Source organism: Rahnella sp. CG8, from assembly GCF_023701875.1.
GTDB lineage: Bacteria > Pseudomonadota > Gammaproteobacteria > Enterobacterales > Enterobacteriaceae > Rahnella > Rahnella aceris.
The window spans coordinates 228,645-254,345 of the sequence record NZ_JABAED010000001.1 but is presented as its reverse complement, the minus strand read 5'-3'; the positions used below and the strand labels follow the sequence as shown (position 1 = coordinate 254,345).

23 protein-coding genes and 5 tRNA genes are annotated in these 25,701 nt (G+C 53.5%); 13 read left to right on the top strand and 15 right to left on the bottom strand.

What is annotated here, in order from left to right:
* Positions 1 to 8 precede the first annotated feature (8 nt).
* The gene (locus tag HGO41_RS01245) at positions 9 to 533 is read right to left on the bottom strand and encodes a cytochrome b (RefSeq protein WP_250980695.1); all 525 of its coding nucleotides are present in this window, start codon (positions 531 to 533) and stop codon (positions 9 to 11) included.
* Between the two features lie 241 nt (positions 534 to 774).
* Between HGO41_RS01245 and HGO41_RS01240 the strand changes: the two genes are divergently transcribed.
* Together HGO41_RS01240 and HGO41_RS01235 are read left to right on the top strand one after the other, a co-directional pair.
* The gene (locus HGO41_RS01240) at positions 775 to 1,401 is read left to right on the top strand and encodes a YbhB/YbcL family Raf kinase inhibitor-like protein (RefSeq protein ID WP_013574464.1); all 627 of its coding nucleotides are present in this window, start codon (positions 775 to 777) and stop codon (positions 1,399 to 1,401) included.
* A 21-nt stretch (positions 1,402 to 1,422) separates the two neighbouring features.
* Complete coding sequence (locus tag HGO41_RS01235; protein WP_013574463.1) at positions 1,423 to 2,265, top strand: helix-turn-helix transcriptional regulator; 843 nt, start codon at positions 1,423 to 1,425, stop codon at positions 2,263 to 2,265.
* 80 nt (positions 2,266 to 2,345) lie between these two features.
* On the opposite strand, the gene alaC is transcribed toward HGO41_RS01235, so the two are convergent.
* Together alaC and HGO41_RS01225 are read right to left on the bottom strand one after the other, a co-directional pair.
* A complete protein-coding gene (alaC, locus tag HGO41_RS01230) occupies positions 2,346 to 3,605 on the bottom strand; it encodes an alanine transaminase (RefSeq protein WP_112151252.1) in 1,260 nt (419 codons plus the stop codon).
* A 116-nt stretch (positions 3,606 to 3,721) separates the two neighbouring features.
* Positions 3,722 to 4,261, bottom strand: a complete 540-nt coding sequence (locus HGO41_RS01225; RefSeq protein ID WP_250980694.1) for a GNAT family N-acetyltransferase — start codon at positions 4,259 to 4,261, stop codon at positions 3,722 to 3,724.
* Positions 4,262 to 4,375: 114 nt separating this feature from the next.
* Here HGO41_RS01225 and HGO41_RS01220 point away from each other — a divergent pair, with 114 nt between their 5' ends.
* Together HGO41_RS01220 and HGO41_RS01215 are read left to right on the top strand one after the other, a co-directional pair.
* Positions 4,376 to 6,109 (top strand): sensor histidine kinase, encoded by a 1,734-nt coding sequence (locus tag HGO41_RS01220; protein WP_112151254.1) that lies wholly within the window; start codon positions 4,376 to 4,378, stop codon positions 6,107 to 6,109.
* Between the two features lie 64 nt (positions 6,110 to 6,173).
* Positions 6,174 to 6,944, top strand: a complete 771-nt coding sequence (locus HGO41_RS01215) for a LytR/AlgR family response regulator transcription factor (protein ID WP_013574459.1) — start codon at positions 6,174 to 6,176, stop codon at positions 6,942 to 6,944.
* 137 nt (positions 6,945 to 7,081) lie between these two features.
* On the opposite strand, the gene glk is transcribed toward HGO41_RS01215, so the two are convergent.
* A complete protein-coding gene (glk, locus tag HGO41_RS01210) occupies positions 7,082 to 8,053 on the bottom strand; it encodes a glucokinase (protein ID WP_013574458.1) in 972 nt (323 codons plus the stop codon).
* A 218-nt stretch (positions 8,054 to 8,271) separates the two neighbouring features.
* On the opposite strand from glk, the gene HGO41_RS01205 reads away from it, so the two are divergent.
* Entirely contained in the window at positions 8,272 to 9,534 is a 1,263-nt protein-coding gene (locus tag HGO41_RS01205; RefSeq protein WP_013574457.1) for an ion channel protein, read from the top strand.
* Here the strand turns inward: HGO41_RS01205 and HGO41_RS01200 are convergent.
* Both HGO41_RS01200 and HGO41_RS01195 read right to left on the bottom strand, forming a co-directional pair.
* Positions 9,531 to 10,229, bottom strand: a complete 699-nt coding sequence (locus tag HGO41_RS01200; protein ID WP_250980693.1) for an aspartate/glutamate racemase family protein — start codon at positions 10,227 to 10,229, stop codon at positions 9,531 to 9,533. The genes HGO41_RS01205 and HGO41_RS01200 overlap by 4 nt on opposite strands.
* A 102-nt stretch (positions 10,230 to 10,331) precedes the next feature.
* Positions 10,332 to 10,805: a multidrug/biocide efflux PACE transporter gene (locus HGO41_RS01195; protein WP_013574455.1), complete on the bottom strand. Its 474-nt coding sequence runs from the start codon at positions 10,803 to 10,805 to the stop codon at positions 10,332 to 10,334.
* Positions 10,806 to 10,937: 132 nt separating this feature from the next.
* On the opposite strand from HGO41_RS01195, the gene HGO41_RS01190 reads away from it, so the two are divergent.
* The gene (locus HGO41_RS01190) at positions 10,938 to 11,825 is read left to right on the top strand and encodes a LysR family transcriptional regulator (RefSeq protein ID WP_250980692.1); all 888 of its coding nucleotides are present in this window, start codon (positions 10,938 to 10,940) and stop codon (positions 11,823 to 11,825) included.
* Here HGO41_RS01190 and HGO41_RS01185 read toward each other — a convergent pair.
* Positions 11,814 to 13,472, bottom strand: coding sequence for an alpha-keto acid decarboxylase family protein (locus HGO41_RS01185; protein ID WP_126124684.1), 1,659 nt, complete (start codon positions 13,470 to 13,472; stop codon positions 11,814 to 11,816). The two genes, HGO41_RS01190 and HGO41_RS01185, sit on opposite strands and share 12 nt — an antisense overlap.
* A gap of 328 nt (positions 13,473 to 13,800) precedes the next feature.
* On the opposite strand from HGO41_RS01185, the gene mgrA reads away from it, so the two are divergent.
* Entirely contained in the window at positions 13,801 to 14,790 is a 990-nt protein-coding gene (gene mgrA, locus HGO41_RS01180) for an L-glyceraldehyde 3-phosphate reductase (RefSeq protein WP_112151259.1), read from the top strand.
* A 159-nt stretch (positions 14,791 to 14,949) separates the two neighbouring features.
* Positions 14,950 to 15,363, top strand: coding sequence for a DUF2502 domain-containing protein (locus tag HGO41_RS01175; protein ID WP_241916690.1), 414 nt, complete (start codon positions 14,950 to 14,952; stop codon positions 15,361 to 15,363).
* A gap of 71 nt (positions 15,364 to 15,434) precedes the next feature.
* Here the strand turns inward: HGO41_RS01175 and HGO41_RS01170 are convergent, their stop codons facing one another.
* Positions 15,435 to 16,664 carry an Nramp family divalent metal transporter gene (locus HGO41_RS01170; RefSeq protein WP_013574450.1) on the bottom strand — a complete coding sequence of 410 codons (1,230 nt, stop codon included), beginning with the start codon at positions 16,662 to 16,664 and terminating at the stop codon, positions 15,435 to 15,437.
* Between the two features lie 417 nt (positions 16,665 to 17,081).
* Here HGO41_RS01170 and HGO41_RS01165 point away from each other — a divergent pair, with 417 nt between their 5' ends.
* Entirely contained in the window at positions 17,082 to 18,269 is a 1,188-nt protein-coding gene (locus tag HGO41_RS01165; protein ID WP_013574449.1) for a NupC/NupG family nucleoside CNT transporter, read from the top strand.
* 136 nt (positions 18,270 to 18,405) lie between these two features.
* On the opposite strand, the gene HGO41_RS01160 is transcribed toward HGO41_RS01165, so the two are convergent.
* The 3 genes from HGO41_RS01160 to HGO41_RS01150 all read right to left on the bottom strand — a co-directional run bounded on the left by HGO41_RS01160 (position 18,406) and on the right by HGO41_RS01150 (position 18,854).
* A tRNA-Ala gene (locus HGO41_RS01160) sits at positions 18,406 to 18,481 on the bottom strand.
* A gap of 72 nt (positions 18,482 to 18,553) precedes the next feature.
* Positions 18,554 to 18,629 (bottom strand) — tRNA-Ala (locus tag HGO41_RS01155).
* 84 nt (positions 18,630 to 18,713) lie between these two features.
* Positions 18,714 to 18,854, bottom strand: coding sequence for a hypothetical protein (locus HGO41_RS01150; RefSeq protein ID WP_153374863.1), 141 nt, complete (start codon positions 18,852 to 18,854; stop codon positions 18,714 to 18,716).
* A 128-nt stretch (positions 18,855 to 18,982) separates the two neighbouring features.
* Between HGO41_RS01150 and HGO41_RS01145 the strand changes: the two genes are divergently transcribed.
* A complete protein-coding gene (locus HGO41_RS01145) occupies positions 18,983 to 19,774 on the top strand; it encodes a formate/nitrite transporter family protein (RefSeq protein ID WP_013574448.1) in 792 nt (263 codons plus the stop codon).
* A gap of 87 nt (positions 19,775 to 19,861) precedes the next feature.
* Here the strand turns inward: HGO41_RS01145 and gltX are convergent, their stop codons facing one another.
* Positions 19,862 to 21,280, bottom strand: a complete 1,419-nt coding sequence (gltX, locus tag HGO41_RS01140) for a glutamate--tRNA ligase (protein ID WP_013574447.1) — start codon at positions 21,278 to 21,280, stop codon at positions 19,862 to 19,864.
* 263 nt (positions 21,281 to 21,543) lie between these two features.
* Between gltX and HGO41_RS01135 the strand changes: the two genes are divergently transcribed.
* From HGO41_RS01135 to HGO41_RS01125, 3 genes are all read left to right on the top strand, one after another.
* A tRNA-Val gene (locus tag HGO41_RS01135) sits at positions 21,544 to 21,619 on the top strand.
* Positions 21,620 to 21,665: 46 nt separating this feature from the next.
* A tRNA-Val gene (locus HGO41_RS01130) sits at positions 21,666 to 21,741 on the top strand.
* 7 nt (positions 21,742 to 21,748) lie between these two features.
* Positions 21,749 to 21,824, top strand: a tRNA-Lys gene (locus HGO41_RS01125).
* Positions 21,825 to 21,925: 101 nt separating this feature from the next.
* Here the strand turns inward: HGO41_RS01125 and eutC are convergent.
* The 3 genes from eutC to eat are packed head-to-tail and all read right to left on the bottom strand — an operon-like array spanning position 21,926 to position 25,560.
* Positions 21,926 to 22,735 (bottom strand): ethanolamine ammonia-lyase subunit EutC, encoded by an 810-nt coding sequence (eutC, locus tag HGO41_RS01120; protein WP_250980691.1) that lies wholly within the window; start codon positions 22,733 to 22,735, stop codon positions 21,926 to 21,928.
* An 11-nt stretch (positions 22,736 to 22,746) separates the two neighbouring features.
* Complete coding sequence (locus HGO41_RS01115) at positions 22,747 to 24,129, bottom strand: ethanolamine ammonia-lyase subunit EutB (RefSeq protein ID WP_112151262.1); 1,383 nt, start codon at positions 24,127 to 24,129, stop codon at positions 22,747 to 22,749.
* Positions 24,130 to 24,150: 21 nt separating this feature from the next.
* Positions 24,151 to 25,560, bottom strand: coding sequence for an ethanolamine permease (gene eat / locus HGO41_RS01110; protein WP_015689496.1), 1,410 nt, complete (start codon positions 25,558 to 25,560; stop codon positions 24,151 to 24,153).
* Positions 25,561 to 25,701 lie beyond the last annotated feature (141 nt).

Sequence of the window (25,701 nt, the reverse complement as noted above, 5' to 3'; positions counted from 1 at the left end):
ATCCCGCTTTATTTTCCCGGCATCATGCGCAGTAAGGTGTCATCTTTGCGCAAGTAATGATGATAAATCGCTGCCAGCGCGTGCAGGCCAATCAGGTAATAACCGCAGTTTGCCAGGAATTCATGCGCCGTTTTCACCGTGCGGCGTACATCGGGATCCGGCGTCACAAACTGTGGCACCGGCCAGCCGAATAAAAACCACTCCCGCCCGCCAAACTCCAGCGTCAAAATCCCCAGCACCGGCAACGACAGAAACAGCAGATATAACACCCCATGCACTGCATGGGACGCGGTTTTTTGCCAGCGCGGCACGGGCGGCGTGATCGCCGGTGTCGCATGGCGGGTCCGCAGGAAAATGCGCACAAACATCAGCAACCAGACACAAATCCCGAAATTAAAATGCAGCAAACGCACCAGCGGCTGATTATCTTCAGGGAAATAATCACGGGTCAGCATCGCCGTGTAGGTCAGAATAATCATCAGTAACGTTGCCCAGTGCAGGCTGATCTGCGACAGCGAATAACGGGTTTTCATGAGTAATTTCCTCGCCGGAGGATAACGTGTGGAAAACAGGAATATTGCCCTTAGTATAGAAAGGAATTGCGCAGACTTTGTGGATATACCCGCAACAGGGATTAAACGCGGCAGACATTCACCTTTCCGCTCATAATGACAGGAAAAGTGAATAATTTGACCGGTGATGTTCCCTGCCTGTCCGCACCGCTCTTTATAATCAACGCACACTGAAATAGCATTGTCTGATGCGGAGTTTACGATGAAATTGATTAGCCAGAGTTTTGAGAACGGTGCACCTATCCCGGGTGAGTTTTCATTTGCCGTGAAAGATACCCAAAACCACATTGCACTTTCCGATAATAAGAACCCGCACCTGGCGTGGAGTGATGTGCCGGAAAATACCCGTTCGTTTGTGCTGGTGTGTGTGGATCCGCACGTACCAGGCCGCCCGGACGACGTGAATCAGGAAGGCAAAGTGGTGCCAGCTTCGCTGCCGCGCATCGATTTATTCCACTGGCTGCTGGTGGATATTCCGGCAGATGCTCGCGAAATCGCCGCAGGCAGTCACAGCAACAGCGTGACGCCGCACGGCAAACCCGCGCTGCCCGCCAGTGCCGGAATGCGTCATGGCATCAACGGCTATACCGCATGGTTTGGCGATGATGAAAACATGGGCGGCGACTATTACGGTTACGACGGCGCGTGCCCGCCGTGGAACGATGAACGGGTGCATGACTACGTATTTACGCTGTATGCGCTGGACATTGAAAAACTGGATTTGCAGGATAAATTCTTTGGCCCGGATGTGTTGCAGGCCATCGAAGGTCACGTTCTGGCGCAGGCCAGCCTGACCGGCACCTACACGTTAAATCCCAATCTGGATTAAAGTCCGCAGGCAGGAGAAACCATGTCCTCTGAGCAGCACAGTCACGCCGTGAGTCTTTTGCCAAATAAATTGCCGGTCAGTCATGACCGGCTTTTTTCACGGGCCGAGCCTTATCTGCAACAGCCTCATCAGGTGTCGAATTTTCGTTTTTTTGAGCCTTCGCTGCTGCGGGTAAATTCTGGTCAGCTGGCGCTGCGCCATGAAAACGGCACGTCGGTGCAGCTTGGGAATTCGGAACATCTGATCGTGGTGTCGCAGCATACGCTGGCGCACGTCAGTAAAACGCCGGACGCGGCAAACGGTTTTTTCTCGTCGCTGTATCTGGGGTTTTCACCTGCGCTGGTAGCGGAATTTTATCGCGATAACGCCCGGCTTCTGACTGCGCTGTCGCCGCTGAACGGGTTTGAAACTCTCCCGCTGGATGACGAATTACGCGATACGCTCGATTTTTGCCTGCGCGGGATCGGCAATCCGGCCAGTCATACAGTGCAGCGAAATCGTCTTACCGCCGTACTTATCGCGCTGGCAGAACGCCGCATATTGTTTATGCCGCGCGCCGCAGAACCGCTCGGTACACGTCTTACCGCCCTGCTGGCGGCCGCGCCGGAATTTGCCTGGACGGCCGCCAGCGCCAGCCAGCAACTGGCGATGAGCGAAGCCACGCTGAGAAGGCGTCTGGTGGAAGAGCAAATCAGTTTTCGCACGTTGTTGCAGGATATCCGCATGCATCATGCGATCACCCTGCTGCAAACCACGCGCTGGAATCTTTCGCAAATCGCGGATGCCTGCGGTTATCGGGCCAGCTCGCGTTTTTCCCTGCGCTTCAAAGAGCGTTTTGGCTGTTCGCCTGCCGATATTCGCTGAACAAACCGGCCGCATAAAAACAAAAAAGCCAGTCATCTGAATGACTGGCTTTCATTTATCGCTTTTAGCGCATCAGAATATTATTCGTTAACGGCCTGTTCCGGCTCCACAGGCGGTTCACCCGCCGTTTTTTTCGGTGGCAGCAAACCGTCTGCCCGGAACATCGCTTTGATGCCGCGCACCGCCTGGCGGATCCTGTCCTGATTCTCGATCAGGGCGAAACGCACATGGGTATCGCCGTAATCACCAAAACCAATGCCCGGCGACACACAAACTTTAGCGTCGGCCAGCAGACGTTTGGCGAATTCCAGTGACCCTAAATGCGCATATGCAGGCGGAATTTTTGCCCAGACATACATCGACGCTTTCGGATTTTCCACCATCCAGCCCGCTTCATGCAGCCCGCGTACCAGCACGTTACGGCGCTGGCGATATTGCTCGGCAATGTCTTTCACGCATTGCTGATCCCCTTCCAGCGCCGCGATGGCCGCCACCTGCAACGGCGTGAAGGTGCCGTAATCGTGATAACTTTTGATACGCGCCAGCGCGCTGACCAGTTCAGGATTACCGACCATAAAACCGATGCGCCAGCCCGCCATGTTGTAACTTTTCGACAGCGTGAAGAATTCCACCGCAATGTCTTTTGCACCCGGCACCTGCATGATTGACGGCGCTTTCCAGCCGTCGTATACGATGTCGGCATACGCCAGATCGTGGATCACCAGCACGTTGTATTGCTTAGCCAGTGCCACCACGCGCTCGAAGAAATCCAGCTCCACGCACTGCGCCGTCGGGTTGGACGGGAAGCCGAGGATCATCATTTTCGGCCGCGGAATGGTTTCGCGAATGGCTTTTTCCAGCTCGGCAAAGAAATCCACACCTTCAGCCAGCGGCACAGAACGCACCTGCGCACCGGCAATCACGGCACCATAAATGTGGATCGGATAACTTGGGTTGGGCACCAGAACGGTGTCGCCGTGATCGAGCGTCGCCAGCATCAGATGTGCCAGCCCTTCTTTCGAACCGATAGTGACGATAGCTTCACTTTCAGGGTCGATCTCTACCTGATAACGATCGGCATACCAGCGGGAAATCGCACGACGCAGACGCGGAATGCCGCGTGAGGTCGAGTAACCGTGCGTGTCTTCACGCTGCGCAACCTGCACCAGTTTTTCCACAATGTGCGGCGGTGTCGGGCCGTCGGGGTTACCCATACTAAAATCGATAATGTCTTCGCCACGATGGCGTGCGGCCATTTTCAGTTCAGCGGTAATGTTGAAAACATAAGGGGGAAGACGATCAATACGTGAAAAACGACGGGGTGAACTGGAATCAGCCATAATTTCCTCTGGGATACGTAAGCGCCCGGACCGTCCGAGCGACGCTGGCCGCGTAACGGCCTTCTACGAACATAACGCAGAGGAAAATGGCTGTCGAGATACTGCGCATTATTTTTTTACTGCGGACGCGGATCGCTCGCCAGCAGCCCCAGCAGCCAGTCGTTTTTCCACTCGTCGCCGATCCGGTAGCTGTCCCGTAAACGGCCTTCCATGAGGAATCCGCATTTTTCCAGCACACGGCGCGAAGCGTCGTTGCCTTCAAGCACGTTGGCCTGCAGACGGTGAAAACCACACTGGTCAAACGCAAAGTTCAGCACTTCGCGCAGGGATTCCGCTGCATAACCTTTGCGCTGATGTTCAGGCGCCAGAATGAATCCGACTTCGCCCTGTTTATAGGGCCGCCAGTCCGGGAAAAATCCGGTCAGTCCCACCGCCGCGCCGGTGTCTTTTTCGCGGATCAGCAGGCACAGCCAGAAATCACTGTAGCGATCCCAGTGACCAAGACGTTGTTCAAAACGGCTATGAACCTGTGCATGGGTTTCGATATCGCCGATAAAACGCATGACGTCCGGGGTCTGATACAGCCGCAAGAAAAATGCCCAGTCGTCAGCCTGGATGGGCTGCATGATCAGCCGCGGCGTGGATAACAAAATCATGTCGGAATGTGCTCCTGTGTCTGGCGATGGTGAAAGTCTGACCTTTTACATATAATAACCGCTGAATCCATTTGGCACGCTTATCTTTCAATCGTGCAAAGAGCCTAATCTGCCATGCCTCACATGTTCGATATGCTGCTGGCGGTCTTCGACCGTGCGGCGCTGATGCTCATCTGTCTGTTCTTCCTCACGCGAACCCCGCTGTTCCGCAAACTGCTGCACAAAGAAAATGAAACCCATACGCCGCTGGAACTGACTGCGGTCACCGCCATTTTCTCGCTGTTCGCCATTTTCGGTACGCTCTCAGGGATCAACGTCGAAGGCTCACTGATCAACGTGCGTACGATCGCGATCATGTCGGGCGGGATCCTGTTCGGGCCGTGGGTCGGGATCATTACCGGCCTGATTTCCGGCACGCACCGTTTCCTGATCGACATTCACGGACCAACGTCTGTTCCGTGCCTCATCACCAGTATTACCGCAGGTTTCCTTTCCGGTTATATCAATAAGAAAGTCAAAAAATCACTGCACTGGAAAGTCGGCATTCTGGGCGGCATGCTGTGCGAAACGCTGACCATGATCCTGATTTTACTGATGGCGCGACCGTTTTCGCTCGGGCTGGATATCGTCATGAACATCGCTGCACCGCTGATCCTCGGAGCCAGTTCCATCGGCCTGATTGTGTTGCTGGTGCAAAGTGTCGAGGATGAAAAAGAGGTGATTGCCGCACGGCAGGCGCGGCTGGCGCTGGATATTGCCAATAAAACGCTGCCGTACTTTCGCAATATAGATGGCCGTAACATAGAAGGCAGGAATATCAACGCCGAATCCCTGGCCAGTATCTGTAGCATTATTCGTGATGATATCGACGCCGATGCGGTGGCGATCACTGATACCAAAAACATTCTGGCGTACGTCGGCGTGGGTGCTGAAGAGTATAATATCGGCCATGAAACGCTGAGTGAGATGACCAAAGCGACGCTGGAAAGCGGTGAAATCACGGTCAGAAACAACGATGAAATGCACCGTACGCCGCAAATTCACTCGCTGATTATTATTCCGCTGTGGGAAAAAGGCGAAGTCACCGGCTCGCTGAAAATCTATTATTGCGACCCGCACCGCATCACTTATTCGCTGAAAGTGATGGCGATCGGGCTGTCGCAAATTATGTCGACGCAGATGGAAGTATCACGCACCGAACAGTTGCGCGAGATGGCCAATAAAGCCGAAATGCGGGCGTTGCAGAGCAAGATAAATCCCCATTTTCTGTTTAACGCGCTGAATGCGATTTCGTCGTCTATCCGCGCCCGCCCCGACGTGGCGCGCCAGCTCATCATCAACCTTTCCCGTTATCTGCGTTATAACCTGGAACTGAACGATGAACTGATCGACCTGCGCAAAGAACTTCATCAGGTACAGGATTACATCGCCATTGAGCAGGCGCGGTTCGGCAGCAAACTGACGGTGATTTATGACATTGATGACGACATTTCGGTGAAAATCCCCAGCCTGCTGATCCAGCCGCTGGTCGAAAACGCCATTGTGCACGGCATCCAGAAATGCAGCGGAAAAGGCGTGGTGGTGATTTCAGTGAAGCATCAGGCTGACGGTATCAGGGTGTCAGTAAAAGATACCGGCCACGGTATTAATCAGGAAACCATTGAACGTGTGGCACGCAATGAAATGCCCGGCAACAAAATCGGCCTGCTCAATGTGCATCACCGCGTTTCATTGCTGTATGGTCAGGGCCTGAGCATCCGCCGTCTTGAGCCAGGCACCGATATTTCGTTTGTTATTACCCACGCTCCTGCAAAAGTCACGCAAGCCCTTGAGAGCAAAATAGCCTGACTACAGGGACGCTTTTTCATTTTACCCGCCCGCCTTTCGGGCCATCGCACCGGGAGATAATTCAGTGAAAGCGATTATCGTCGAAGATGAAGTACCGGCTCAGGAAGAGCTGAGTTATCTGATTAATACCCACAGCAGCATCAGCATTGAAGCAATATTGGATGACGGGCTGGACGTGCTTAAATACCTGCAATCACATGAAGTGGACGCGATTTTTCTCGATATCAGCATCCCTTCCCTTGACGGCGTATTACTGGCGCAAAACATCAGTAAGTTTGCGCATAAACCTTATATCGTGTTTATCACCGCCTATAAGGAGCATGCCGCAGAAGCCTTTGAAATCGAGGCATTTGATTACATTCTTAAGCCTTATCACGAGTCACGCATTGTCACCATGCTGCAAAAGCTGGAGTCACATTTTCGCCGGGATAAAGAGCTGACAGTGAAGGAACCGGGCGATAAACCGGAAGGTGTTGCCCCCGTCGCGGGCAGCACCCCGCGTGTCAGTCACAGCATCAATCTGATCAAAGATGAGCGGATTATCGTTACCGATATCAACGATATTTATTACGCCGCCGCGCAGGAAAAGGTCACGCAGGTATATACCCGCAAAGAAGAATTCACCATGCCGATGAACATCACCGAATTATGCAACCGCCTGCCGGAGGAGCATTTTTTCCGCTGTCATCGTTCGTACTGCGTGAATCTGTCGAAAATCCGCGAGATCGTGCCGTGGTTTAACAACACCTACATTTTGCGGTTAAGTGATTTAGATTTCGAGGTGCCGGTAAGTCGCAGCAAGGTGAAAGAATTCAGGCAGTTAATGCGGTTTTGATCGGGCTTTTGAAATAGAAAGCCCGATTCTTCCGCTAAGTCATTGGAGTTGCAGCAAGGCGGCAAGTGAGAAGATCCCGATGAGCTGACTGATGTCAGTGATTCGGGTCTTCGAGCGCAGCCAACACCGCTGCAACTTCAAGGACGAAGAGGAAGGCCGATAGACTGACGCAGGTACGCCCCGGCACCCACAAGCCCCGGCTGATCGTGCGTGATCAGGAACACCGGAATATCCATCAGGTAATCTTTGAAGCGGCCTTTGTCTTCAAACGCGGCACGAAAACCGGAAGCTTTGAAGAAGTCCAGGAAGCGCGGAACAATGCCGCCGGCAATGTACACGCCGCCGAAGGTCCCCATGTTCAGCGCCAGGTTGCCACCGAAACGCCCCATGATGACGCAGAACAGCGACAGTGCGCGGCGACAATCCAGATTTTCGTCTGCCAGCGCCAGTTCTGTCACGTCTTTCGGTTTGAAGTTTTCCGGCACGCGGTTATCTGATTTAACAATGGCACGGTAGAGATTCACCAGCCCCGGACCGGAGAGAATACGCTCGGCAGAAACGTGCCCCATTTCGGTACGCAACTGCTCAAGAATGATGTCTTCTTCTTCGCTGTTTGGCGCGAAATCAACATGGCCGCCTTCGCCCGGCAGACTCAACCATTGGTTATTGGCATGAATTAAGTGTGCGACGCCCAGCCCCGTGCCAGCACCGTAAATCACTGCCGGTTTGCCGTCCTGCGCTTTTTTACCGCCGAACTGCAACAGGTCATCTTCTTTCAGCATCGGGATCGCCATCGAAACGGCGGTGAAGTCATTGATCACTTCCAGATGTTGCAGGCCAAGGTTTTTCTTCATTTCGGCAATGGAAAAGGCCCACGTATGGTTGGTCATGGCCACCCAGTCGCCAGTGATCGGGCAGGCGATGGCAATACATGCATCCTCAACATCCTGATGCTGCTGCGCGAGGTACTCACGCACCACGGCTTCGAGGCTGTCGTAATCCAGCCCGGAGAAAGTCTTAGACTGAGAAATATCGCCGCTGTCCAACGCGCAAAGCGCCAGGCGGCAGTTGGTGCCCCCGACATCGCCCACCAGGGAGTATTTGGTCATGTTATTCTCCGCAAAAGTAAATTCATTATGCTGCGCATTTGCGCCAAATTCGTGTGGGCAAAATAGCGGTAATTGCTATACGCTGCAACGCAGTTTTGAAGCAACCCACATTTATGCAGCATGCCACACAAAATAATGTCGACAGCCCGCAAACCGACTTTGCCGGGATTCATCTAAGCTATCAGAGCAAACAAAATTATAAATAAGGAAATACGTGCATGTTCCATCCCCGCACCAGAGTCATGTTAGCTTTTGCCCTGCCCGCGATCATTATTGGCGTGATGTCCAGCCTGGTTCTGGTATTCGTCATGATGATTTCTGGCGCGCTGCAAAATCTGCTGTGGGAGAACATTCCCGCCGTGCTGAATATCAATACACAATCCGCCAGCTGGACGCTGTTTATGCTGACACTGACCGGCATTGGCGTCGGCGCCATCATTAAGTATATGCCAGGCCACGCCGGGCCGGATCCTGCCACGGAATCTCTGATTGGCGCCCCGGTGGCAGTCAGCGCTTTACCTGGGCTGGCGCTGGCGCTGATGGTCGGACTGGCAGGCGGTGTCAGTCTGGGGCCGGAACATCCGATTACAGTGATTAATATCGCGCTGGTGGCGGCAATAGGATCCCGTTTATTGCCCGCAGTGCCAACGACGGACTGGGTGATCCTGGCGGCGGCCGGGACTATCGGCGCGTTGTTCGGCACGCCGGTGGCAGCCGCGCTGATTTTTTCGCAAACCCTCGGCACCAGCAAAGATGTGCAGTTATGGGATCGCCTTTTTGCGCCATTGCTCGCCGCGGGCGCTGGCGCCATCACCACCGATCAGTTTTTTCAGCCCGATTTTTCGCTCAGCATTCCGTCGTATGACGCCGCCAGCCTGATGGATATTTTCAGCGGGTCAGTCGTGGTGCTGATTGCCATCGCGCTGGGGATGATTGCCGTCTGGTTGTTCCCGCATGTTCACCGGATGTTTAACAATATTCAGAATCCGGTATTGCGCCTGGGTATTGGCGGGTTTGTGCTGGGTTTACTGGCGCTGACAGGCGGGGAAATTACCCTGTTTAAAGGGCTGGATGAAATGAAGGAACTGGCACATTCCAATGCGTTGTTTGAGATGGGGCCGCTGCTGGCGATCACCCTGACCAAACTGGCGGCGTTAGTGGTGGCGGCAGCCTGCGGTTTTCGTGGCGGACGCATTTTCCCGGCGGTGTTTGTCGGGGTATCGCTTGGCCTGATGTTGCATCAGTACGCACCGGATGTGCCGGCGGCGGTGACCGTTTCATGCGCCGTCATGGGCATGGTGCTGGTGGTGACACGCGACGGCTGGCTCAGCTTGTTTATGGCCGCAGCGGTGGTGCCGGGGCTGAAATTATTGCCGCTACTGTGCATCGTGATGCTGCCAGCCTGGCTGATGCTGGCAGGTAAACCGCTGATGCAGGTGGCAAAACAGCGGCTCAACCGGCCGGTCCCGGAAGAAGATTAATCCTGCTTTAGTGCAAACTCCGCCGCCGCCAGCGCATGAATGGCGGTGGTGTCAAAAACCGGCACGCTCGCGTCTTCAGCGCCCACCAGCAGGGTGATTTCGGTACATCCGAGAATAATGCCTTCCACGCCCTGCTGTTCTAATTTGCCAATAATCCGCCGGTATTCTGCGCGGGAATCCTCCTTAATCCTGCCCAGGCACAGCTCTTCATAAATAATGCGATGAACAATCGCGCGGTCAGCTTCATCCGGCGTCACCACGTCAATCTGATGTTTTTCCTGCAAACGTCCGCGATAGAAATCCTGTTCCATGGTGAAACGCGTGCCGAGCAGACCGATTTTATGCAGCCCCTGTCCGGTGATTTTGTCAGCCGTCGCATCGGCGATATGCAACAGCGGCAGGCCGCCGATCCGCTCGATATCGTCTGCCACTTTATGCATGGTGTTGGTACACACAACGATGACCTCCGCCCCTGCACGCGCCAGTGAATTCGCGGCGTTACCAAGAATTTCACCTGCCTGCTGCCAGTCACCGGCCATTTGCAGCTTTTCGATTTCATAAAAATTGACGCTGTAGAGAAACAGTTTGGCAGAATGCAATCCCCCCAGTTGCTGCTTCACATGCTCGTTAATCATGCGGTAATACGGCACGGTAGATTCCCAGCTCATGCCACCAATCAACCCTAACGTTTTCATTTGCACACCCTGTGTTTATGCGGATGGCAAAACCATAACCGACAAAAAGCCCGCGGACAAAGAAAATGTCGGCGGGCTTTTTTGTGCATTCAGCGATGCGGATTAATGTTTGGCCGGGCAATCCTCTGCGGCCAGACGGCGGTCCATCCAGCGCTGGCGCAACGTGTCGTAAACCCAGTTGTAGGCCACGGTATACGGCAGGAAGAACAGGAAGAACCCGACTTCCAGCATAAAGGCGTCCAGCAGCCCGATCCCCAGCCACAGTGCGGCAACCGGCAGACCAATCATAATAAATCCACCTTCGAACCCCAGCGCGTGCGCCACGCGGATTTTAAATGTCCGCACCACGCGGGAAACCGGCCAGAATTTGTCGAACAGGCTGTTATAAACGATGTTCCAGACCATCGCTGTCGTCGACAGCATGATCGCCAGCGCGCCCATTTCCCAGACCGGTTTGTTCAGCGCCCAGGCTGCTGCCGGTGCCGAAATCAGTACCGCGATTGTTTCAAAACCCACCGCGTGGAAAATGCGTTCGCCGAACGTTTTCTGAGAGATATTCCGTGTTTGCTTAGACATAAAAACCTGCCTGATTCCTGATCATTGTTACGTGACGGCTGTCACAGGCAGTCATTATCATCACTAAATAAGATAGTTAAAAGATAGAAAGTATCGATAAAATAGATAGATCAGAACCAGAAGGAGTACCTGATGCGCTATTCACCGGAAGCCCTGATGGCTTTTGTCGAAGCGGCCGATACCGGATCGTTTTCAGCAGCGGCGCGTAAACTGCGCAAGAGTCAGTCGAGTGTCAGTACGGCGATCGCCAATCTGGAAGTGGATCTGGGCGTAACACTGTTTGACCGCCAGAGTCGCCAGCCGGTGCTGACACCAGCCGGACAACGCGTGCTCAGCCACGTTCAGGCGATTCTGGCGGCCAGCGAACGCCTCGATGAACTGGCGGTGCGTTTATCGACGCAGGTGGAAACCCGCCTGACGTTTGTGCTGTCTGACACTTACCAGCCGACTCACCACGAGGCGCTGCTGCGCCGGTTTGAACGCCGGTATCCGGATATCGAATTTGAATGTCAGATCGCCGAAGATCAGGATGTGATCGACCTGTTGCAGTCTGGCCGTGCCCATGTCGGCATGGTGGAAGTACAGGCGAGTTATCCGCCGGACATTGGTGTGGCGCGTTTACCGGAACAAACGGATATGTCGGTATTTTGCAGCTGTGAACATCCGCTGGCAAAAATCACCAATCTGCAACCGGAGCAGTTGCACACCTTCCGCCAGCTTTGCCTGCAGCCTTACAGCCGTCGTGAAATGCCGCGGGCGCGGGGTCAGATCTGGTCAGCGCCCAGTTATCTGATGTTGCTGGAAATGGCGGAACAGGGATTTGGCTGGGCGACACTGCCGCACTGGCTGGTGAAACAGTTCGGACATGACAAACTGGTCAGCCTGCCGATGCGCGGCTGGCCGAAGCAGATATCGGTGGATGCGGTCTGGAGTAAAAACAATCAGCCCGGTCCGGCGGGTTGGTGGTTCATCGACCAGCTGACTGTCCCGCCATCACCGGAAACTGATTTATTGCCCTGAGTTACGCTGCGCCAGCGATTTAGTCACTGAGTTGAGCAGTTCAGGAATATCCATTTTTGGCAAAATGACTTCTATCCAGGCCATCTGCCGCCGTGCGGTTGCCTTTGCTATCGCTTCTTTCAGCGCCTGCGGCGAATCCGCCCGCGCACTGAAGACTTCTTTACCGCCGAAGGCCGCCGGGAACTGTGTCCAGTTCCACTGCGCGATGTCGTTGTAGCGCTGGGTTTCGCCGTGTATCGCCCGTTCGACGGTATAACCGTCATTGTTAATCACAAAAATAATCGGCGGCAGGCCATAACGGATGGCCGCACCTAATCCCTGCAAGGTGAGCTGTGCGGAGCCATCGCCAATCAGCAGCACGACACGGCGGTCCGGTACGGCAATCTGTACACCAAATGCGGCGGGCAGCGTGAAACCGATTGAGCCCCATAACGGCTGGACGACGAACTGGCAATCCTGCGGCAAATTCAGCGCCGCCGCGCCAAAACAGGCGGTGCCCTGCTCAGCGACCAGCACATCTCCCGGTTGCAGGAAATCCTGAATCTGTTGCCAGAAGGCATATTGTCCGAGGCTGTTATCGTGCGACAACGGCAATGCGTTGTGTTTAACAGGATAAGGCGTCCGGCCGGAAGCCAGTTCAGCGGTCAGGCGGTGCATCACGCTGACCGTTTTTTCGAGCGGCAGCTGATGGAAGATCTTATCGCCCACGCGGGCAAAAAAGGGCTGAAGGTCGATGCATTTTCCGGACGGAAGCTGCTGGGTAAAACCGGCGGTGATGGTGTCAGTAAATTTCACCCCGACCGTGATCACCACATCAGCCCCTTCAATCGCTTCTTTCGTTGACGGTGCGCTGGCGGCCCCCGAATAAGTGCCAGCAAAATGCGCCTGCTGCTCGTTGAATAAACCTTTACCCATCAGCAATGTTGAATGCGCCAGCGGCACTTCTTCCATCCACTGTTCCAGCGCCTTTTTAACCTTGAAGCGGTCTGCCAGAAAATCCGCCAGCAACGAAACACGGCTTGCGCCCCGCAACTGCTTTTCAGCGGCGGCAGTAAAAGCTTCCAGAGAAGAAGCCGAGAAAGGCGGCTGACGCGCAGGTAACGCATGCGCACGGGTACTGACCGGCAAAGCGGCCACATCGCTGGGCAATAACAGGTAACCCGGCCGCGAGCTGTACATCACTTCTTCAATCACACGGTCGATTTCAGCCAGGGCATTTTCCGGTGTGAGGGACGCCTGCGCCACGCTGACCGGAGCTGACATCCGCATGAAATGACAGAATTCGCCATCTCCCAGCGTGTGATGCAGCAGCTCACCTTTACGCTGAGACGTCAGCGCTGGCGCACCCACGATATGCACGACGGGCACATATTCCGCATAACTACCGGCAATGCCATTCAGTGCGCTCAGTTCGCCGACACCAAATGTCGTCAGCAACGCCGCAATACCTTTGGTACGGGCGTAACCATCTGCGCCATAGGCGGCATTTAATTCATTGGTACAGCCAACCCAGGTGATTTGCTGATGATTAATCACACTGTCGAGGAATTTCAGATTGTAATCGCCCGGCACGCCAAACAACTCGGAGATCCCGCTGAGTGATAAACGATCTAAGAGATAGTCACCTACTGTGTATTCATTAACCATGACGATCCTCTGTGAAAAATAAAGTAACCAGTTAATCCCACTAATATGAGTATTACTCCAAACCGGGGGACAGCACATTTATTATTCGAAATAAGGCATGGCAACGCAGAGTTACACCCCTGCACTGTGTTAATGCAGGGAAGCGGATTCAGCAGTAAAGGTAATAGGCAGGAAGAATAGTCACGGTAATCAACGATCCTGCGTACAAGGATTGTTCCGGATGTGATCTGATTAGCTGGAAATGCTTGTGAAAGCGCATACACTAAAATTGGTTTTTTATGACATTTATAACCTTCTGTTCACTTCTGAATTTATTATAAGGACTCACATGGTGTATCAAGCCAGTCCAACCCGTTACGAGAATATGGAATACCGTCGCTGTGGCCAGAGCGGTCTGAAACTGCCCGCCGTTTCCCTGGGTTTGTGGCATAACTTCGGCGATAACGCCCATTTTGAGAATGGCCGGAAACTGATCCGCCATGCTTTCGACCATGGGATCACCCATTTCGATCTGGCCAATAACTACGGCCCGCCTCCGGGTTCGGCAGAACAGCATTTCGGCCGCATCCTGCAGGAAGATTTATTGCCTTATCGCGATGAGCTGATTATTTCCTCCAAAGCCGGTTACACCATGTGGGACGGCCCGTACGGAGACTGGGGCTCGAAAAAATATCTGGTCGCCAGCCTGAATCAGAGCCTGAAACGCATGGGGCTGGAGTACGTGGATATTTTCTATCATCACCGTCCTGACCCTGACACACCGCTGGAAGAAACCATGGCCGCGCTGGATTTGATCGTGCGTCAGGGCAAAGCCCTGTACGTCGGTTTGTCGAATTATCCGGCAGAACGCGCCAAAAAAGCGTTTGAAATCCTGAAAGATCTTGGCACACCGTGCCTGATCCATCAGCCGAAATATTCCATGTTCGAGCGCTGGGTTGAGGCTGATCTGCTGGATACGCTGGCGGATAACGGCGTCGGGTCTATCGCCTTCTCACCGCTGGCAGGCGGCGTGCTGACTGACCGTTATCTGGCGGGCATTCCTGAAGATTCCCGCGCAGCCAGCGGCAGTAAGTTCCTGACAGCAGATCAGCTGACGGAAGAGAAGCTGGCAAAAGTGCGTAAGCTGAATGATATTGCGCAGGCACGCGGTCAGAAGCTGTCGCAGATGGCGCTGGCGTGGGTTCTGCGCGGCGACCGCGTGACGTCCGTCCTGATTGGTGCCAGTAAAACCAGCCAGATCGACGATGCCGTGGGCATGGTCTCTCACCGTCATTTCAGCACAGAAGAACTGGCGGCGATCGAAGGGATTTTAGTGTAAGCGATTACCCTGCGGTATAAAAAACGCGCCTTTATGGAGGATTCGTAAGCAAACCGTTAAGGCGCGTAAATCATTCAAAACAGGATTGTAAGCAATAGTACCGGTGCCCTCTTCCCCTTATAACTGTCAGCATAAATTATAAGGAATCTGGGGCCACTCATGTTAAAGCCGGTACTTTTTGCCACATTGTTCTTTACCCTGCTCCCTGCGGCGGCACCCACCGTGCAGGCCAGCAGCTTCAGCCTGAATACGCCGGGCCTTTCTATCAATATCGGTGATCGCGACAGGCGGGGTTATTACTGGGACGGCTATGACTGGCGTAACCCAGGCTGGTGGAATGGTTACCGTGGTCACCACTATGGTGCACGCAGCCCGCGCGGCTATTACTGGGATGGTTATCGCTGGCGCGATCATGGCTGGTGGAACGAACGCCATCCGCCACGTCGTCCGATGCCGCCACCGCGTTATCATCACAGCGACCACGGACGTCCGCATTATGATCACGGCCGCGGGCCGGATCGGGGTCGCGGCCATGATGATCGCCGGGGCGGGCATGGCGATCACCGCCATTAATCAACGGAATAAAACAAAAACGGGACAGCGCAAACTGTCCCGTTTTTTATTATCTGTCGCTGGCGAAGGCGTTATTTCAACATACCTGTCAGCAGATAAAGGTTAAGGCTGACGACGATCAGCACGATGACCCGCCCCGCCCACTGCACGGTTTTAGTATTCACCATCTCGCCCATCAGGCTGCGGTTACCGGTAAAAGCCAGCAACGGCAGCAATGCCAGCGCAATCCCGAAGCTCAGCAATACCTGGCTCATCACCAAAATACGTGTGGCATCTAATCCCATCAGGATCACAATAAAAGACGGCATCATGGTCACGGTACGGCGAACCCACAGCGGAATGTAGAATTTCACGAACCCCTGCATCACTACCTGTCCGGCCAGCGTGCCGACAACTGTAGAAGATAAACCGGCTGCCACCAGACTCAGACCGAAGGTGGTCGCAGCAGCGTGGCCGAGCAACGGTTGCAGCGTCAGATAGGCTTCATCCAGCTCACTGATCCCGCTGTGTCCGCTGAAATGGAATGCCGCCGCAGCCGTCGCCATCATCGCCAGATTCACAAAACCGGCGATGGTCATGGCAATACCGACATCCAGCTTGGTGGCTGAATAACGCTGCGCTTTGGACGCCTTGCCGCCCCGCTGAGTCAGCGAAGAGTGCAGATAAATGACATGCGGCATAATGGTTGCGCCGAGCACACCCGCGGCCAGATACACCGAATCGGCGGTTGGCAGTGCGGGGATTAACATGCCTTTGCCCAGCGCCAGCATGCTTGGCTGCGAGAAGAACAATTCAACAATATAAGCCGCAGCAACAAACAACAGTAAACCGGCGATCACCAGTTCCAGCGGCTTTTGCCCGCGTTTTTGCAGCCCAAGGATAATAAAGGTGGCAATCCCGGTAAGTACTGCGCCCTGTAACAGGGAAACCCCGAGAAGCAATTTGAAGCCAATGGCGGCGCCAATAAATTCGGCCAGATCGGTGGCCATTGCGATAATCTCCGCCTGCACCCAGTAAGCCCAGACGGCCGGACGCGGGAAACGATCGCGGATATGTTCGGCCAGGTTTTTGCCGGTCGCGATACCGAGTTTGGCAGACAACAACTGGATCAACATCGCCATGACGTTGGCCCATACCACCACCCACAGCAACTGATAGCCATAAGAAGCACCGGCCTGAATATTCGTCGCAAAGTTGCCCGGATCGATATAACCAATGGCGGCGATAAAGGCCGGTCCCATCAGTGAAAGCTTCATCTTTCTGGACGCGCGGCCTGCAGATTCGGCCCGGCTGTTCAGCATAGTTAGTTAACCCTTACAATTATTACGCTTACATCAATGATATCTAATTGATAATGATTATCAAGTGCATTTGGAATGATCTGAGTGATTACTCTGATAGGCAGCAGCAGTAAGCGAGAAGGTAATAACTGAGGGGGTGATTCGCTCACCCGGCTTCAGAAAGCCAGACGCAGCGCACTTTCCTAAAACAGACATTAACGGGCCAGATTCAGAACGCATTACGGCACATGATAAAACTAGCACAGGAATGCTAATTGTGCTTAGTTTTATTAACATCTTGATTTTTTGTGTGATGGGCCGCGATTTGTTGCAATTCGTGTCTGTAATTTCTATATTTGCAATCGACTTCACGTTTTAAATGTACGCGTTACATAAAATGACCGTCGAAATATAGCCTGCCTCTAATTTGGAGCACCCATGTCCCGAATATTGCACTTTGTATTAGCGTTGGCCGTTGTCGCTGCACTCGCTTTACTGGTGAGCCGTGACCGGAAAAATATCCGTTTACGCTTCATCGTTCAGCTGTTGGTCATCGAAGTCTTGTTAGCCTACTTCTTCCTGAATTCTTCTGTTGGTTTAGGTTTTGTGAAAGGCTTCTCAGACTTGTTTGAAAAATTATTAGGATTCGCTGCGGAAGGGACCGGCTTCGTATTTGGAGGCATGAGCGATAAAGGATTAGCGTTCTTCTTCTTGAAAGTCTTGTGTCCGATCGTGTTTATTTCTGCGTTGATCGGTATTTTACAACACATTCGTGTACTGCCTTTCGTCATCCGTATTATCGGTACGGTTCTGTCGAAAATTAATGGCATGGGAAAACTGGAATCTTTCAACGCCATCAGCTCCCTGATTTTGGGTCAGTCAGAAAACTTTATCGCGTATAAAGATATTCTGAGCAAAATGTCTGAAAAACGTATGTACACCATGGCTGCCACAGCAATGTCGACGGTTTCTATGTCGATTGTGGGTGCGTACATGACCATGCTGGAACCGCGCTTTGTTGTTGCTGCGCTGGTGCTCAACATGTTCAGTACCTTCATCGTACTGTCGTTGATCAACCCTTATAAGGTTGATTCAGAAGAAGACCTGCAAATCGGTAATACGCACCAGGGTCAGAGCTTCTTTGAAATGCTGGGTGAATACATCCTGGCAGGCTTCAAAGTGGCTATCATCGTTGCAGCCATGTTGATTGGTTTCATCGCACTGATTTCATGCCTGAATGCGTTGTTCGACGTGGTATTCGGTATCACCTTCCAGGGCGTGCTGGGTTATGTCTTCTATCCATTCGCGTGGATGATGGGCGTACCAAGTCACGAAGCCTTGCAGGTAGGCAGCATCATGGCAACCAAACTGGTTTCCAATGAATTCGTTGCGATGTTGGATCTGCAGAAAGTAGCAACCGAACTTTCACCACGCGGCGTGGGCATCCTGTCCGTGTTCCTGGTGTCTTTCGCAAACTTCTCTTCCATCGGTATCGTTGCCGGCGCTATCAAAGGCCTGAACGAACATCAGGGCAACGTGGTTTCACGCTTCGGCCTGAAACTGCTGTACGGCTCAACGCTGGTCAGCGTGTTGTCTGCTTCTATCGCGGGTCTGGTACTGGCGTAAGTAAGCAAATACAGAACGACGAGAAAGGCGCTCCGGCGCCTTTTTTTATGTCTGCGATTCAGCGCAGTAAAACAGGCAGGAGAAATGACAAAGCGCCAAAAGCAAAAAACCCGCCGAAGCGGGTTTCTTTAATATTTGGTGGAGATAAGCGGGATCGAACCGCTGACCTCTTGCATGCCATGCAAGCGCTCTCCCAGCTGAGCTATACCCCCACACGAGGTCGTACACATTTACTTTTTTGTTTCCCTGGGAAGGAAACAGCCAACTTGCTCTGGAAAGGAAGTTGGTGGAGATAAGCGGGATCGAACCGCTGACCTCTTGCATGCCATGCAAGCGCTCTCCCAGCTGAGCTATACCCCCAATTCATGCCCGTAAAAACGGGTGAACGGGGCGCATAATATGAAACGTCGCTACCCCTGTCAACGGCTAAATCCGTTTCTCAATTCAAGCGCTGAAAAAGCCGCCAAATCCCCCATTCCACAGGGAAAAATCCTCTGCCATCAGGGAAATTTTCAGACAGACGCTTTGTTTTACAATTTGTCCGCCAGCCCGCATTTTTCCTAGCTTTCTGATCTGCTTACGCATTTCCTTAACATCTATGTCCGAATGATTAATAAAATGTTAGCAGACTATGATAATCGCCTTGTTTTGAGATAAATCTCAGAATAGACTTCTCGCGCAATAATCATAACTTACACCATTCGAGCACTCCCATGTCCTTGTATTCACCTAAAGAAATCGCATCCATCGCCGTCACAGCGGGCGTTAATAAAAGCCGCGCCACCGTGTTGAATTTGTTAATTTTGGGCTTTCTGGCTGGCGCATTCATCGCCACCGGTTTCCTTCTGGATCTGCATGTAATAGGGACATTACCTGCATCCTGGGGTTCATTCAGTAACTTGCTTGGCGCTGCCGTCTTCCCGGTAGGCATCATTCTGACCGTGTTAGCAGGGGGAGAACTGCTGACCGGTAATATGATGACCTTACCTATCGCCTGGTTCGCGCGTCAGATCAGCCTTTACGCGGTGCTGCGTAACTGGTTCTGGGTCACTGTCGCTAACCTGCTGGGCAGCCTGGCAGTGGCCTATTTCTTCGGCCACGTTCTGGGGCTGACGGAAGGCGCTTTCCTGAGCAAAACGGTGGCAACCGCCACCGCGAAGGTCAACGCAGACTTCATGCATGCGTTCATTTCCGGTATCGGCTGTAACTGGCTGGTGTGTCTGGCAATCTGGCTGGCCTTCGCCAGCAAAGAAGTTGGCGGCAAAGTGATCGGCATGTGGTTCCCGGTTATGGCGTTCGTGGCCATCGGCTTCCAGCACGTGGTAGCAAATATGTTCATCGTGCCTGCGGCAATCTTTGCCGGTGCGCTGAGCTGGTCAGAATACCTGCCTAACTTCGTGGCCGTGTTCCTCGGTAACGCCGTAGGTGGTGCGGGCTTCGTTGGCCTGATGTATTTCCTGGCCTACCGCCCGACCGTTGAAACACCGGCAACTGAACAACGTTAATTAAGACGTTTTTCACACCCGGGTTTTACGAAAAGAAAAAGCCAGCCGGTTTCCCGCGCTGGCTTTTTTATCGCTATTTAACCGCCATTACTGTGCTTGTGTTTCGCGCTCAGCAATAAAGGCTAACGCCATATCGATACGCGCCAGCACACGGCTCTGGCCGATAGCGTGAACGGTGACATCAACACCCGGTGACTGGCCTGCGCCCGTTACCGCAACGCGCAGTGGCATACCAACTTTACCCATCCCTACTTCCAGCTCATCCGCCGTGCCCTGAATCGCATGGTGAATGTTTTCAGCGGTCCAGTCAGTGATAGCAGCCAGTTTGGCGCGAACCACTTCCAGCGGCTGACGTGCAACCGGGCGTAAGTGTTTCTTCGCCGCATCGGCATCAAACTCTGCAAAATCTTCGTAGAAGTAACGGCAGGACTCCGCCATCTCTTTCAGCGTCTTGCAACGTTCGCCCAACAGGGTCACGATTTCAAACAGCTGCGGACCGTTACGGGTTTCGATACCCGCCTGCTCAACATGCCACAGCAGATGGGTCGCCACGTAATGCGGATCCATCGTGTTAATGTAGTGATGGTTCAGCCATTGCAGTTTTTCAGTGTTAAACGCACTGGCAGATTTGCTGACATTTTCCAGTGAGAACAGCGCTTTCATTTCGTCGCGGCTGAAAATTTCCTGATCGCCATGAGACCAGCCCAGACGCACCAGATAGTTCAGCAGCGCTTCCGGCAGATAACCGTCATCACGGTATTGCATCACGCCGACCGCACCGTGGCGTTTGGACAGTTTTTTACCGTCGTCACCCAGAATCATAGAAACGTGCGCGTAAACCGGTACTGGCGCGCCCAGCGCTTTCAGGATATTTATCTGACGCGGCGTATTGTTGATATGATCTTCGCCACGGATGACGTGGGTGATTTCCATATCCCAGTCATCGACAACGACACAGAAATTATAGGTCGGCGAACCGTCGGTACGGCGGATGATCAGATCGTCCAGCTCGTCATTACTGAATTCGATCGGTCCGCGGATCTGATCGTCAAAGATGACAGAACCTTCCTGCGGGTTACGAAAACGCACCACACACGGCTCATCAGCAGCGTGATGTTCGTGGCTGTCGCGGCAGCGGCCGTCATAACGAGGCTTCTCGTTATTTGCCATTTGTTCTTCACGCAGCGCTTCCAGACGTTCTTTAGAGCAATAGCATTTATAAGCCGTGCCGTTTTCCAGCATCTCATCAATCACCGCGTTATAACGGTCAAAACGCTTGGTCTGGAAATACGGGCCTTCATCCCAGTCCAGATTCAGCCAGTTCATGCCATCCATAATCGCGTCGATAGCTGCCTGAGTGGAACGTTCGAGATCGGTGTCTTCGATACGCAGCACAAACTCACCGCCAAGGTTGCGGGCAAAGAGCCAGGAATAGAGCGCGGTACGGGCGCCACCGACGTGCAGATAGCCGGTCGGGCTTGGGGCAAAACGGGTTTTGATTTTCATCTGGGTGCAACCTTAATCACGCAACGCCAAAAAACGTCGCTATCAATTAACAAAAAGTGGCTGACATTCTACCACTCTGCCCTGATTCCTCAACGCACAACCAGGGGCAGTCGCGTGGTTTAAGGCCATGAATGCGTAAAGAATCGACTACGCGGGCGAGAAACACGTCAGGTTGACTAAAAATAAGCCGAATGAACATTTTTGTTTTTAAAAAGCGTTGACGTAATTTCAAGTATCCCTATAATGCGACTCCATCACGACGGGGGCGATTAGCTCAGTTGGTAGAGCATCTCCTTTACACGGAGGGGGTCGGCGGTTCGAGCCCGTCATCGCCCACCACTCTTTAAGAGTGCCGCGTTGTGATAAGTAAGAAGAATTGAGAAATGGGCGATTAGCTCAGTTGGTAGAGCATCTCCTTTACACGGAGGGGGTCGGCGGTTCGAGCCCGTCATCGCCCACCACTTCTGCGGGCCGTTAGCTCAGTTGGTAGAGCAGTTGACTTTTAATCAATTGGTCGCTGGTTCGAATCCAGCACGGCCCACCAATTCAGAAAAAAGCGCCTATAGGCGCTTTTTTCGCATCTGTACTCCGAAGAAAAACCGTGATGGAGGCGAACCAGCAGCTGGTTCTATTTTTCTCCTCCCCCTACTCCAGTTTAAACATCGGCACGACCTTATTGTGTAGCGCCGGATTATCGCTTTCATCTTTCAGATTGACGCCCGACAACTGGCGATGGAAAGATTGTTCGAGCAGCCAGGCGAGTTTAAAAGCCGCCTGCGGATAATTCAGCCCTTCCGGCCGCACATTGGAAATACAATTTCGTTCCGATTCCAGTCTTTTGGAATGGGGCCCCCAGGTCATGTAAATGCCTAAACTGTCGGGAGATGACAATCCCGGACGTTCTCCGATCAAAATCGCTACCGCCTTCGCTTTCATCACCTGCGCAATATCATCGCCCAGTGCCACCCGCGACTGATGCGCCAGCACCACAGGCCCGATTTTCAGCTCCAGCGTGCGCAGATAGGGCAATAACGCCGCAATCAGCGGTACGGCCTGCCGGTGCACGGCTTTCGATGACAAACCGTCAGCGATGACCAGCACCACGTCGGCAGGCTCCGGCGCCAGACGCAGCAAGGCCTGACGGCTGCTTTCTGACAACTTGCGGCCAAGATCAGGACGACACAGATAGGTCGCCCTGTCCGGTGCAGCGCTGGCAACGGTCAGCGTTTCCACCCCCAGCGCGTAAAGTTCGGGTTCGAGCTTCTGGCTGTCAAAGGGCTGATGCACGGCATCACGCGCCTGCGCATGGGCTAAACCAAATCGCAGCAGCTCATCGGTGGGCAGACTCGAACCGGTACGTCCCAGCGCGATACGTGCGGCCGTAAACTGACGCAGAGTTTCCCACGGGTTGCTATGCACCAGCGGCGATAATCCCTGCTCTTTTTCTTTATTCATCAGCACAGACCTCAGCTCAGTTGCGGCAACTGACGCAGTAACGGATGGGACGCCCGGGTATCCTGCAAGACGCCCTGCGGATCGATAATTTTCATTTTCTCCAGCCATACGGCAAATTCCGGCGCATGTTTCAGCCCGAGTAATTCGCGGATATATAACGCGTCATGGAAAGACGTGCTCTGATAATTGAGCATGATGTCATCCGCGCCCGGTACGCCAATCAGGAATGTCAGCCCGGCAGTGCCGAGCAGCGTCAGCAAGGTATCCATATCATCCTGATCGGCTTCTGCATGATTGGTATAACAGACATCGCAGCCCAGCGGCACGCCCAGCAGTTTACCGCAGAAATGGTCTTCCAGACCCGCACGGATAATTTGTTTACCGTCATACAAATACTCCGGGCCGATAAACCCCACCACGGTGTTAATCAGCAGCGGTGAAAAATGGCGGGCGATGGCGTACGCACGCGCCTCACAGGTTTGCTGATCGACCCCAAAATGCGCATTGGCAGATAAACAACTGCCCTGCCCGGTTTCGAAATACATCACATTGTCGCCGAGCGTGCCACGCTTAAGACTGAGCGCCGCCTGTTGCGCTTCCGCCAGCAGCGCCAGATTGATACCAAACCCGCTGTTCGCCGCTTCAGTTCCCGCTATCGACTGAAACACCAGATCAACCGGTGCGCCGCGCTCCACCAGTTTGATGGTGTTAGTGACATGCGTCAGAACACAGGACTGCGTGGGAATTTCAAAGCGCGTAATGATGTCATCAAGCATGTAATTGAGGTTTTCCAGCAGCGGTAAGCTGTCGCTGGCAGGATTAATACCGATCACCGCGTCGCCGGAGCCATATAACAAACCGTCGAGCATACTGGCAGCAATGCCCTGTAAATTATCGGTCGGATGGTTCGGTTGCAGGCGCACGCTCATGTGCCCCGGCAGCCCGATAGTATTGCGGAATTGAGTAATCACCCGGCATTTTTTAGCCACCAGGATCAGATCCTGATTGCGCATCAGTTTGCTGACGGCAGCCGCCATTTCGGGCGTGATCCCGCGGGCGACGGCTGCCAGCACAACGCTGTCGGTTTTTTCACTCAACAACCAGTCGCGGAAATCCCCGACGGTGAGATGCGAAATCGCGGCAAACGCCGCGACATCATGAGTATCGACAATCAACCGCGTGACTTCATCGTCCTCATACGGCACCAGCAATTGTTGCAGGAAGGTTTTGAGCGGCACATCAGCCAGTGCCATTTTTGCCGCCATGCGCTCTTCAGCGCTGGCGGCAGCCACTTCAGCCAGATAGTCGCCCGACCGTGCGGGCGACGCCTTTGCCATCAGTTCGCGTAAATCCTTAAACTGATACCTTCGGTGACTTAATGTCGTCTGAAACATAACACTCCTTAGCGCGCCGGATTATTTGCTGCTTTTAGCGGGAACCGGGCGCAGGCCACGTAATTGCGGATCTTCCGCAGCATCAGTGCGCGACTGATGGGTGATACGGAACCAGGCATACGCCAGCAACATCATGGCGGCGAAGATCAAAAACAGTAAGGTGTTGTAGTAAATCATAGCGATCAGACAGACGACTGCCAGCACCAGCGCCAGAGCAGGTGCAAAAGGATAGAGCGGCGCACGGAACGGACGGATTAAATTCGGTTCGCTGCGGCGGAGTTTAAACAATGCAGCCATCGAAATGATGTACATCACAATGGCGCCAAAGACCGACATTGTCACGATATTGGCCGTCAGTGGCTGGCCGCCAATCACGATCAGTGAATCCGAGAAAATAGCCGCGATGCCAACAACGCCCCCCGCGATAATACCAAGATGCGGTGTCTGGAAACGGGCGTTGACGCTGGCCAGTCGTTTAGGCAAATAACCTGCCCGGGCCAGCGCGAAGATCTGACGGGAATACCCCATGATAATGCCGTGGAAAGAGGCAATCAGGCCAAAAAGCCCCAGCCAGACCAGCATGTGCAGCCAGCCACTGTTGCTGCCGACAATCAGTTTCATGGCCTGCGGTAACGGGTCGTTGATATTCGACAGCTTGGTCCAGTCGCCCACACCACCGGCAAACAACATCACGCCGAGCGCCAGAACGGTCAGAGTCAGAATGCCGCCGATAAAAGCTTTCGGAATGGTACGCTGCGGATCTTTCGCCTCTTCAGCGGCCATTGAGGCACCTTCTATCGCCAGGAAAAACCAGATGGCAAAAGGAATGGCTGCAAAAATACCGGAAAAGGCTGCGGGACTGAAAGTGTCGCTGCCCGCCCATCCACCGTGAACAAAGTTCGACATTTCAAAGCCCGGCGCCACCACGCCCATAAAGACCAGCAATTCAAAAATTGCCAGCAACGTGACCAGAAGTTCAAAGGTGGCGGCAATACTGACGCCGAGAATATTGAGCGCCATAAATACCAGATACGCGCCAACAGCCACCCATTTCGGCTCAATCGACGGGAACTGCACATTGAGATACGCCCCGATCGCCATCGCGATAGCAGGCGGCGCAAAAACAAATTCCACCAGCGTTGCGAAACCCGCGACAAATCCGCCCGTTGGCCCGAACGCACGGTAAGCGTAAGCAAAAGGACCGCCCGCGTGCGGAATCGACGTAGTGAGTTCGGTAAAGCTGAAAATAAAGGCGCAATACATAGCCGCTATCACCAGAGCAGTGATAAGAAAGCCCAGTGTGCCTGCCTGCGCCCAGCCGTAACTCCAGCCAAAATATTCGCCGGAGATAACCAGCCCGACGGCAATGCCCCAAAGTTTAAAACTCCCCAGTGTACGTTTTAAAACAGGTGTGACTTTCGTGGTTTGCATAAATGATCCCCTGCCCGGTGATAATTCAATTTTTGTTGAAAAGAACTGCGACAGCCTTGCTCTTATTTGTGTTGCAAAGGATGGATGTTGCAAAGGCTGTACCACTTAAGAAACCCTCAGCAGGCGCGGCCTGTAGCCGTA

Bases quoted from the DNA above. Each gene is read 5' to 3' on its own strand.
- HGO41_RS01220 (WP_112151254.1), top strand. From the start codon at position 4,376: ATGCCTCACATGTTCGATATGCTGCTGGCGGTCTTCGACCGTGCGGCG.
- eutC (WP_250980691.1), bottom strand. From the start codon at position 22,735: ATGAATAAAGAAAAAGAGCAGGGATTATCGCCGCTGGTGCATAGCAAC.
- HGO41_RS01190 (WP_250980692.1), top strand. From the start codon at position 10,938: ATGCGCTATTCACCGGAAGCCCTGATGGCTTTTGTCGAAGCGGCCGAT.
- HGO41_RS01145 (WP_013574448.1), top strand. From the start codon at position 18,983: ATGTCCTTGTATTCACCTAAAGAAATCGCATCCATCGCCGTCACAGCG.
- alaC (WP_112151252.1), bottom strand. From the start codon at position 3,605: ATGGCTGATTCCAGTTCACCCCGTCGTTTTTCACGTATTGATCGTCTT.
- HGO41_RS01205 (WP_013574457.1), top strand. From the start codon at position 8,272: ATGTTCCATCCCCGCACCAGAGTCATGTTAGCTTTTGCCCTGCCCGCG.
- eat (WP_015689496.1), bottom strand. From the start codon at position 25,560: ATGCAAACCACGAAAGTCACACCTGTTTTAAAACGTACACTGGGGAGT.
- HGO41_RS01115 (WP_112151262.1), bottom strand. From the start codon at position 24,129: ATGTTTCAGACGACATTAAGTCACCGAAGGTATCAGTTTAAGGATTTA.
- HGO41_RS01200 (WP_250980693.1), bottom strand. From the start codon at position 10,229: ATGAAAACGTTAGGGTTGATTGGTGGCATGAGCTGGGAATCTACCGTG.
- HGO41_RS01150 (WP_153374863.1), bottom strand. From the start codon at position 18,854: ATGCGTAAGCAGATCAGAAAGCTAGGAAAAATGCGGGCTGGCGGACAA.
- HGO41_RS01185 (WP_126124684.1), bottom strand. From the start codon at position 13,472: ATGGTTAATGAATACACAGTAGGTGACTATCTCTTAGATCGTTTATCA.
- HGO41_RS01195 (WP_013574455.1), bottom strand. From the start codon at position 10,805: ATGTCTAAGCAAACACGGAATATCTCTCAGAAAACGTTCGGCGAACGC.
- glk (WP_013574458.1), bottom strand. From the start codon at position 8,053: ATGACCAAATACTCCCTGGTGGGCGATGTCGGGGGCACCAACTGCCGC.
- HGO41_RS01175 (WP_241916690.1), top strand. From the start codon at position 14,950: ATGTTAAAGCCGGTACTTTTTGCCACATTGTTCTTTACCCTGCTCCCT.
- HGO41_RS01225 (WP_250980694.1), bottom strand. From the start codon at position 4,261: ATGATTTTGTTATCCACGCCGCGGCTGATCATGCAGCCCATCCAGGCT.
- HGO41_RS01235 (WP_013574463.1), top strand. From the start codon at position 1,423: ATGTCCTCTGAGCAGCACAGTCACGCCGTGAGTCTTTTGCCAAATAAA.
- gltX (WP_013574447.1), bottom strand. From the start codon at position 21,280: ATGAAAATCAAAACCCGTTTTGCCCCAAGCCCGACCGGCTATCTGCAC.
- HGO41_RS01245 (WP_250980695.1), bottom strand. From the start codon at position 533: ATGAAAACCCGTTATTCGCTGTCGCAGATCAGCCTGCACTGGGCAACG.
- HGO41_RS01170 (WP_013574450.1), bottom strand. From the start codon at position 16,664: ATGCTGAACAGCCGGGCCGAATCTGCAGGCCGCGCGTCCAGAAAGATG.
- HGO41_RS01165 (WP_013574449.1), top strand. From the start codon at position 17,082: ATGTCCCGAATATTGCACTTTGTATTAGCGTTGGCCGTTGTCGCTGCA.
- HGO41_RS01240 (WP_013574464.1), top strand. From the start codon at position 775: ATGAAATTGATTAGCCAGAGTTTTGAGAACGGTGCACCTATCCCGGGT.
- mgrA (WP_112151259.1), top strand. From the start codon at position 13,801: ATGGTGTATCAAGCCAGTCCAACCCGTTACGAGAATATGGAATACCGT.